Genomic DNA, 9,517 nt, shown 5'->3' with positions numbered 1-9,517 from the left:
CTCTCAGACGAATCGAAATTGATTTAATCGACCTAACTATACATTTATCTAGTACCTTGGCGGCAATACTAAAATAATTGGTCAATATTTAATATCTATTTACACAACCCTGTTATTTACCGTTGGTATAAACTTTAATAACTTCTATACGTCCATGGCCAACCTCTTGTGTCACAATCTTGGCTGCTGCTTTCCAGCTCAGACCTCCAGCTTGTAAATCCGTCATACGATCCTGTACATAGCTGTAACGCAACCCATGAAAAGTTAATGGATTGACCTCATTTGATATATCTATACGCTTAGTTGCACCTTCTAGCGTCTCTACAGCCCCTCTATAACGTTCTAAATGCTTTTCAATACGATTGACTACCTGATGTGCTTTTTCGCCTTCAGCAATGAATAAACGGCCTCCACGCTCAATATTAGGAAGTCTATCGATTAATAATTGATGTACTTCTGGTGAAAGAGGAACAGAACGGTGCATCCCATTTTTTGCTTCCCCTAAAACCTCATAATGACCAGTTCGCAGTGCTTTTTCAGCTTGTGAACGTCGCATACAAACAGCCTCACTCACTCGAAGGCCCATCGTTCGTGAAATCGTCATCACATCGCTTGTAATCGCTGCTACACGTAAATTCGCAGATTGTGTAGATAAAAGTTGCTGCATTTCTTTATATTCGCTGTCCGTCCAGCCACGATCCCCCGTCACAGCAATCGTTTTATTCAAATACACATCGTATTCTTGCTTTAATTGCTGATTAGAAGCCAGTTCATACTTAGCATTGGGAACCATGTCATGCAGGTAACGGATCGCCCCTAAATCATTTTTGAGCGTTTTATCACTAATTCCTTCTGCTTGTCGATACTCAGCAAAAGCCACTAAATGCTTATCTTGTAAATTTCGTAAGTTTTTCATTTTAAAATTTTCGTCCAAGAAATTGACGAATGTCTTGCAGCTCTTTAAATAGCGATCACGCGTCGCATAAGATCCACTACGCGTATGCTTAAAAAGCTTCATCGTTTGATTCATAATGGCTGAATTTCCTTTTGTCATAACCTTGTCCTTTCTAAAAAAGTGCAGACCTCACCCATTCGCAAAAATAAAGCATCTCACTGAAAACTACATAAAATACAGCTGATATAAGTGCTTCTAAACGTTGCTGTAAGTGAGATTTGAGCGATGTGCCTGTTTCCGTCTCTTTGCCGAAACTCAAAAATTTCTTAATGAAATTTTTTTAGTTTTGAAGCAAAGAGACGGAAACTCCCGCTGGATAAGGATGAGTAATAAAATGAGATATTCCTGAAAACAGGTGAGCCGTTGGCTCGATCTCGTTGTAACCGACAAAAGTCTTCTCTCGAATAGCTGCTAGCAAGCTTAGTTACAAGTGTACGAATGTTTACATGTTTCGCTGCATGGTGATTTTCTTACTGGTATTGCTTATGTTGCTGTTATTTTTGGACTTCCTACCTCCCATTTTTTGTTTTACTCTACCTGTCTTTTGTGATCTATTTTATAGCTCAAATTCTCCTGTCATCATCGTTTGAATACCTCTCGTCATTGGTTTAAACCTGTCATTAACTGCCTTCCTCTTGTTCATAATCACTTCTTTTAAGTCGTTATATGAAATCATTTTTGGTGTATCTTTCATCTGTCCCCAGCTCCTTTTTGGTTATTTTTGAACGCAAAAAAGCCTCTGGGTGTTAAAAAAGGGCATAGCTATGCTTTCCCTGTTTTAAAACCCAAAGGCTTTGAAAGTTCAAAAACGTCTAATGCCAGTGGCATTGACAATAATAAATAAAGTAAAAGTAATTTAATACTTTAATTCTATTATATTTTTTTAATATAGTAAAGCTCCAAAATGCCCTTTTCAAGCAATAGAGGGGAACAATCTCAATAGGCTATATCAAGAAATGGTGACGGTGATTTGGTAGTTACTTACCTAGATACGTAAGATTATTAAAATGGAGCTCCTAAATCTTTTATTCCTCCTCTTCGAACATGTACCCCCTCGAATAATTTATTATCAACTAATTCACCTTCATCCTCATCCATAAAAAACCTAGGTTGCTTAAGCAACGAATCAAATTGATCCCTGATTTCCTCTCTATCTGCTCTTTGTGCTTTTCCTACATAAAATAAATGTGGATTAAACATAAATCCGTTTTCTATTTTTACTATAAATTGTTCATCTTTTAATTTTTTAATTGATTTTGATATATTCCCTTTGTCCATATTTAATTCATTCGCAATTTGTACTTGTTTTGTATATATGTTATTAGTTCTTGAATCCATTTTTGAACACAAATAGAATAGTACTTTATAATCTGTTCCAGTAAAGTTTGGGTCCTGAAGCAATTCAAACCATTTTAAAATAAACGCGCCCCAATATATATTTTCTCTCGACCGTCCTCTTCTCATAAATACCACCTCTAGTTGTTTTTATTTCAACAAATGTTGTTATATATCAAATATTTTATTTCAAAGTTGTAATTTACACAACTTAAAGTTGTATTATAACAACTTTTTTTGAATTATAAAAAAAACAAATCCAATAATATCAATGATTACACCACTTTTTTTTCATATTTTATGCACTTTCCATATTATAATATTTAATGTAAAATATGATTAACTTTAGTAAGTATTAACTTTAAATTACTAGCTAACAACAAAAAGTGAGGTGGCAATTTTGGGATTATTATATGTGGACGAAGCAGGTAATTCAGGATTACTAGATACAAGCCAGCCTAATTTTTTGTATGGTGGAATCTATATTAACAATACTCAATGGAAAACAGTATATAACCAAATAGCACTACTATTGGAAAATAAAAGACAATTAATCGCTAGCAGAGTTGGAAGTCTTAGTTTTTCTATTGAAGAAATGAATGATATAAAAGGAAAGTTAGATTTCTTTGATGGGATTTATTTCCATGCTACAGAAATTATTCGGGGCACTTCTTTATGGGGAAAACTCGATATGTCTGAGAGATTTGGTGTATTAGAAGGTTTGATTGATATTTGTATAGCTAATAAACTCGAAATATGTGTAGGGATTTTAAACAAAAATTACTTGATTGGGCATTTAAATTCATTAACTGCGAAAGAAAAATTATTAGATTATAAAATGTTAATTCCTTACTTTTTTAATGAATTAGAAAAAAAGTTTGTTGATGAATATGTTTTAATTCGCGCTCAAGGAGATATCCATGAATCCAAACTAATTTCTGAAGCATTATTTAATACTAATAAATTTTACCCTGATGACTTTATTTTGGAATCAAAAAAATCGTTAATGTTACAATTAGCAGATACAATCTTATGGGTTTTGCAGGCTTATTATAAAATCGATTTAACTAAACCTGTGTTTTCAAAAAAAGAACAATTAACCATTGATTTGTTTAATAAATTAAAAAGAGAATGCCATAAATTGGATATATTTAGATATAATCCTATTTATTTATAAAAAAAGATTAGCCTTGCGATACGCATGACTAATCTTTTTTCCTCACGCGATACGCGTGATATTGGTATTTTGTTTATTTTAGCTACCTTTTATACCATACTCAAAAACTTTTTGCGTTTTTGTCCATGCGATACGCATGAACAACTAGCAGTTTGTTTTACTCTTACTAAGATATGTTTCCTTTTAAAATTGAACATAAATTTTTTTAAAAAAAATTCAGCCTCACGATACGCATGACTGAATTTTTTCTTTACCATGCGATACGCATGATATATCAATATTTCAAAATATAGTCACACGATACGCGTGGCTATATTTAATGTTTATGTTTAATATTATACAGCTTTTTTTCAAAAGTTCAATTCTAAAAGATAATTTTCCTCAATTTACATTATTTATATGAATTGGAAATGTTATATATAACCATTTTAAAACAGTATAAACAGCATTTTTTCACACTAAACCAAAAGAAAACCCTTCTTTTAGAGTGAAAAATCTTCTAACGACTTATCAATTTCGTCATCAGTAATTCCTATGTACTTCAAAGTGATGGATGGGGCTGAATGATTAAATAAAATTTGTAAAGTGGCCACGTCCTTATTTCGCTTGTAATGATGGTACCCGAATGTTTTTCTCATGGTATGCGTACCGATATCATCACGTCCAAGAGCAACTGCTGCTTTTTGCAAAGCTCTGTACGCTTGCGTCGTACTGATCGGCCCATTACCTTTTCGACTTGGAAACAAGTAATCTTCCTCTTGCATCCCCCGAATATAGCCTTCAATGACTTCCCTAATACCTTTAGGAACCATAAACCGTTTGGTTTTCCCAGTTTTTTGCTCCATAATGACCAAATGAATTTTTTCTTTAACATCTTTTACTTTTAAAGGGACTAGATCACTCACTCGCAACCCCGTATTAATCCCTAAGTTAAATAAAAACAAATCCCTTACACTTGCATAGCGTGACAAAGCCCATCTCATATCTTCGATTTCCTGAACCGTTCTTAACGGCTGCACATTCTTTTCTTTCCCCATTTTTTTACTCCTAACCATACAATAAGATACATTAAATGTATCTTATTGTATCACATTGACATAAAACGAATAAAATAAGCCATTTGAATGTATGAATATATCTATTTTCATACATTAAAAAAAACTAATAATCTAAGTTCCTGAACATCGCTTTATAATGCCCCATAGATCTAAAAATATCGGTGAGGAGGAACTTGGAATGATTAGGTTTGGTGTGGTACGGCATGGGATAGTTTTAGTCTTTAAAGCCAACGTTATAAAAACAGCAACCAAATCATTTCTTTGGTTGCTGTTTTTTAATTTGCATTTGCAATATTAGAATAGATTTTTTATTTTATATTTTATTTTTAAAATATCTAATTAATATAGGTAATGACCACATAAATATTAAAACGCCTAATGATATTATTCCTAATCCTATTGCGATCCCTATTAAAGTTCCGATTATATCACTCAATTATATCCCCCTAGTTTAACTTATTTAATTAAATTCAATTTTTAATGATTCTTCATATAATTTTACTAGTTAGCATCAAAAAAAGTTTCAAATTTCTATAATCTTATTAAAATATTGTATACAACATTTTATATTTTAGGAAACAAAACACTTTTAACATATAAAATAAGCTCTCAATCTGTTAAATAGATTGAGAGCTTAAATAACTAATAATATTAATTAAAAATTTTACATAATTGTTTAACACCTGTGTACTTATCATATTTATCACAAGCCCAATCAATACCATTATTAACTGCATTGGCAGTCAACGTCTGTGCCGTTGTCATCCCAACAATTGAAGCCATTGCAACTGTGAAAGCTATCCAGAATGGATCCTTTGCAGGTTGTCTAGGTGGTAGACTATCTTGAGTTGTAAATTCAATTTCTGGATTTACTTTAATTACTTCAGTCTCATAATTTGTATCCAAAATAATCTCTGTATTATTTGCCGCTGCAGAAGCAGATGCGATAGGCTGGAATAGTGAAGACGTAGTAAAAATTGCAATTATCATTCCTGCCATTATAACTTTCAACAAATTTTTCATTTTCAATCTCCTTTTAGTAAGTATTTTGTATAATAAAACTATAACTTGTAATCTTTTGTAAGTAAAGGAAAAATATGTAGTAAAATAGGAGTGTTCAATTTCGATACTATAATACTAGAATTAAAGAAATACTACCTACATCAATGTAATATGAAAAAGGCACTAAGTGTTGTTAAATCAACGTTTAGTGCCTTTTTCATATATAAGCCAGTTGTACCAAATTTACTCATTATCTCCATTATTTTTTCTTCAAATGTTATATTAAAAGTGTAATATATTTAAATCTATTGATTGGTAGTGATCTAAATGAAATATAATCATTTATTAATATTTATTAGCTGTTTAGTTATTATAGGAACCATTATAATTACACAAAATATAAAAACAGAACCTACTTTTTTAAAAGAAATTGAAATGATATTTGCAATCTTCAATACATTATTTATGCTCATATTTCATTAATTTATATTAAGTACAACGCCTTTAATATAATAAAAAGGTTCATAATGATACCACGGCCGCTATATGTGACGATGTTAGGTTTCGGAATTGATACGCCGTAATGATCGTTTTCTAGCTCATATACGACTTGCTCAGGCGTCATATTGACCGTATAGCAGTCGATGTCTACGTATAAGTTATGCAACGTACGTAGCGTTCTGATATTACGCTTAGGCACGAAGAAACTATTTAAAGATACGTAGCTATCGATCGTGATCCATTCGTTTAACAGGGCGTCGTTAATCTCGTCTAGTTTGTAATGGTATTGCTTAACGCCGTCTTTAAGCTTACGGAAAAACGTGATATATCCGTCTGTATTTCTATGAATTTCTTTAATGTAATCCGCAGTATTCATCGTCTCGACTCCCGTCTTGGGAAACAAAAAAAGCGCTACGCTACAAATTTTACTTTGCAACATAACGCTTTACTATTGACCAGTTATTCGTACCTTTTGAATGCATCCCCAAACTTTCATTTGGGAACGTTTATTTGTAATGAATTGTATGCTTTTTAAATCCCCTTTTTAAAATACGTTTTAAATCAAAAAAGCCAATTGTCCCACAAATTATTACTCCTAAAGATAGCAATGCAGACATAAACAAATTATCTCCCCAACTTACAACAACACTATATAAACAGCCTATTGCAACAGCTAACGCAGCATAATCTTTTCGCCATTTCTCAAGTTTAGAATTTTTATTATTACTCAATCTTTATCCCACCTTCGCTCATAAAAATAATAATCACTATGTCATTTAAATTTAAAGAGAGTACAGTTTGATAGCAAGTATTAGCTATTTTTTAACGTTCCCAAAGCGTCGTTTGGGAAATTTTCCTTCTAATTTTTCACCAGAACTTCCAACGGGATTTTGGCGGGATTTTTTTTAATTCTTCTACGTCGTCTTGTAGTTTTTCGATGAGCCCGATCAACTTTTCTTCACGTTCTTGGCTAAATTTAAGCTGAATTTGGACTTCAGAAAGCACTTCAGAGTGATCGACGGGTACTGGCAGCTCTTTGTTTTGTAATTTTTCGATTTGCTGCTGCATTTCCATCATCATTTTTTGTTGCAATTGAATCATTTCGACCATTTGATCCATCGAATTTGGATGAATCATCAATCCTGTCTCTCTTTTCGTGACCTCTCCACCAAATCGTTCGAGTAGTTTTTCCTCAACCTCTTCAAAATCAGTCCGTTTAATTCCTCTTTCTCTTTGTCCCTTGATTATTTCATGGATTAAATAGATTCGCTCGACCTGTTGATCATTATAAACACGCTGATTGTTATTGTCTGGATCTTTCAAAACGTCACCAAGCCAGTCTCGCTTTTCCCAGCCATGCAACGTATGTGATTCTATCCCTAATTCTTTCGTGATTTTTCCAATTCCTATTAGCATTTATCCACCTCCATAAACAGCCTAAATTAAGCCATAAAATAAGTTAAATTTAACTCTACCTTAAGCTTATTTTAGGCTGAATCATGCTTATTTACAAGATTCGTCCAATTTATTTACTTTCTTTTTTCATAATTGGTTCTATTAAGAATTGTTATAGTCGGCATAGTCTAACTTGCTCCGCATCATCAAGGTTGATTAGTGTATAACTATAGGTTGTTGTATAAAATCCTATATATGTTAATCGCTAAAAGCCAGAGCAAAACAGCACCACCCACTTTATAAAGAGCCATTTCGTGACACCCTAATCTACCCCTAAAAAACTATATAAACTAACATAATAAAAAAGTGGTCCAGGAAAACAAACCCGACCACCCACTTTATAAAGAGCCATTTCGTGACACCTTGTTATACTACTTCCAATTTCTTTTTACTGTACTCAATGAAACCCCTAATTTTACAACGATTTCTGACTGTTTTAAGCCCTTTTCTTTAAGTTCTTGAACTTTGTCCCTTAAATCCATTTTCGCACGCTCACGAGCAGTCAAACCGTCTTCTCGACGTGCCTCTCGACGTTTTGTATTATTACGATTATATTTTTCATCCTTGCCGATAATTGTCTTTAACTGACGTTGCTCGTCCGATGTGATTGCAAGCTTTTTGATGATTGTATCGTTTCTATAGTTATAACCCTTTGTAATATCCTCTCGATGATCCTCATAAGCTCTTAAGCACGTTTTAACGACTGCTATAAGGTCAGGTGTAGGAATTGGGTCTGATAGCTTGTCATTAAGCTCTGCAACCTTACTGCGTACAATATAATAGTTGTTATGTATCAAAAACATTTGATAGGCGAACATATGTAACAATGTATTGCGGTGACCAGACATTTCATAACAACGCATTTCACAAAGTTTTATTAAATCTTCACTGCGAGCAATCGCCAACGAATAAAAGTTATATAAATGCTGTAAACGCTTTGTTCTGGGCTTGTTTTTCACTTTACGTTCAACAATTTTCTGCTCATCATAATCTGTCATAGCCGAATCATTAAACCACTGTTGCATAAATCGCATTGTATAGTGATTTGCGTTATATTGTAGTACCTCAACCATTTTTCCTGTCACATGATGATAGGTAGATGGCGCTTTTAATACCCTTGCAATATCAGATGCCTGAGGATCGCTACCAAAATCTTTCAACACATCGATTAAATGCTTTTCTATGTGACTATAAAGCTTTTGGACGCTTTTAAATTTTGCTGGAACGCTTTCAATCAACCACATCGCATACAATCCACGACCCGAATCAATAATCATTGTTGGTTCTGGAAGACGTTCTGTTTTGACCAAAAAGTCAATAGCAGCCATTACATCTTCTTGTGATAAAAACTCTTTGTAGTGGTCTAAATCAACGTAAAAAGCGTTGATTTGACGCGCATTCGAGTTGTTGCGTTTTGGAATAAAGAACGAATTGACCGATACATAACAACTTAAATCTTTGTGTCGTACCAACTTTTGTACCCACTCAGATGATGGGTAGCACTTTTCAATCCATTCACCAGCTGCGTTTTTGGTTGCTACGGTCACGTATCCATCACTTTCAGGATGTACGAGGTCAGCCCATCCTTGTAAGCTCAATCCAGCTCCTACTTGCATTTTCAATATTTCACTTTGTTCTATTTGTACTTTTTCAATTCCCATAATTCATTCCCCCCATAACTTTAAAAAGGAAGAAGCGACAAATGTGGTTTTCAATAAAAAGAAATTCTTTTATCCGAAATTAAAATAAACCAGGTCAGAAAATGTTGATTAATCATCATTTTCTTTATATAATAGGCTTATATTAATATTTAAAAAGGGCGCACTTGTTGCGTTCTCCGAGAAAAGACGTTTTATCCGCCAAGATAAAGGGACGTCTTTTTTTTTATGTTTTAATTCTATTATTCTTTTATTCGGAAAACAATATTTTCCTCTAAAAACTCTACTAACGCCCTCGCCAGCTCGGTTGTTTTGCGTTTTTTTATTTAGTAAAACAAAAAGACGTTTTACTAAACAAAAAAGCCACTACAAAAGG

At 33.2% G+C, this 9,517-nt stretch carries 10 protein-coding genes; 1 reads left to right on the top strand and 9 read right to left on the bottom strand.

The genetic code is table 11. The features are described 5' to 3' along the window. Window positions 1–112: 112 nt before the first annotated feature. From AC6CH1_RS19175 to AC6CH1_RS19165, 3 genes are all read right to left on the bottom strand, one after another. Window positions 113–1,018, bottom strand: a complete 906-nt coding sequence (locus AC6CH1_RS19175; protein WP_498318860.1) for a phage integrase N-terminal domain-containing protein — start codon at window positions 1,016–1,018, stop codon at window positions 113–115. A gap of 493 nt (window positions 1,019–1,511) precedes the next feature. Next, complete coding sequence (locus AC6CH1_RS19170) at window positions 1,512–1,649, bottom strand: hypothetical protein (RefSeq protein WP_498318858.1); 138 nt, start codon at window positions 1,647–1,649, stop codon at window positions 1,512–1,514. 308 nt (window positions 1,650–1,957) lie between these two features. Then, window positions 1,958–2,419, bottom strand: coding sequence for a replication/maintenance protein RepL (locus tag AC6CH1_RS19165; RefSeq protein WP_498318856.1), 462 nt, complete (start codon window positions 2,417–2,419; stop codon window positions 1,958–1,960). Between the two features lie 271 nt (window positions 2,420–2,690). Here AC6CH1_RS19165 and AC6CH1_RS19160 point away from each other — a divergent pair, with 271 nt between their 5' ends. Beyond that, the gene (locus tag AC6CH1_RS19160; protein WP_498318855.1) at window positions 2,691–3,467 is read left to right on the top strand and encodes a DUF3800 domain-containing protein; all 777 of its coding nucleotides are present in this window, start codon (window positions 2,691–2,693) and stop codon (window positions 3,465–3,467) included. A gap of 482 nt (window positions 3,468–3,949) precedes the next feature. Here the strand turns inward: AC6CH1_RS19160 and AC6CH1_RS19155 are convergent, their stop codons facing one another. The 6 genes from AC6CH1_RS19155 to AC6CH1_RS19130 form a co-directional block, all read right to left on the bottom strand. Beyond that, window positions 3,950–4,504, bottom strand: coding sequence for a site-specific integrase (locus AC6CH1_RS19155; protein ID WP_498318853.1), 555 nt, complete (start codon window positions 4,502–4,504; stop codon window positions 3,950–3,952). Between the two features lie 672 nt (window positions 4,505–5,176). Then, window positions 5,177–5,548, bottom strand: coding sequence for a hypothetical protein (locus AC6CH1_RS19150; protein ID WP_498318851.1), 372 nt, complete (start codon window positions 5,546–5,548; stop codon window positions 5,177–5,179). 463 nt (window positions 5,549–6,011) lie between these two features. Then, window positions 6,012–6,404, bottom strand: coding sequence for a hypothetical protein (locus AC6CH1_RS19145; protein WP_498318849.1), 393 nt, complete (start codon window positions 6,402–6,404; stop codon window positions 6,012–6,014). Between the two features lie 130 nt (window positions 6,405–6,534). Continuing rightward, on the bottom strand, window positions 6,535–6,759 hold the full coding sequence (locus AC6CH1_RS19140) for a hypothetical protein (protein ID WP_498318847.1): 225 nt from the start codon (window positions 6,757–6,759) through the stop codon (window positions 6,535–6,537). A gap of 136 nt (window positions 6,760–6,895) precedes the next feature. After that, a complete protein-coding gene (locus AC6CH1_RS19135) occupies window positions 6,896–7,444 on the bottom strand; it encodes a MerR family transcriptional regulator (protein WP_498318845.1) in 549 nt (182 codons plus the stop codon). A gap of 410 nt (window positions 7,445–7,854) precedes the next feature. Then, window positions 7,855–9,081 (bottom strand): hypothetical protein, encoded by a 1,227-nt coding sequence (locus AC6CH1_RS19130; protein WP_498318843.1) that lies wholly within the window; start codon window positions 9,079–9,081, stop codon window positions 7,855–7,857. Window positions 9,082–9,517: the final 436 nt, after the last annotated feature.

Source organism: Solibacillus sp. GQ1 (assembly GCF_059758555.1).
Note: the sequence above shows the minus strand (reverse complement) of the source record. Positions and strands in the feature narration are given on the sequence as shown.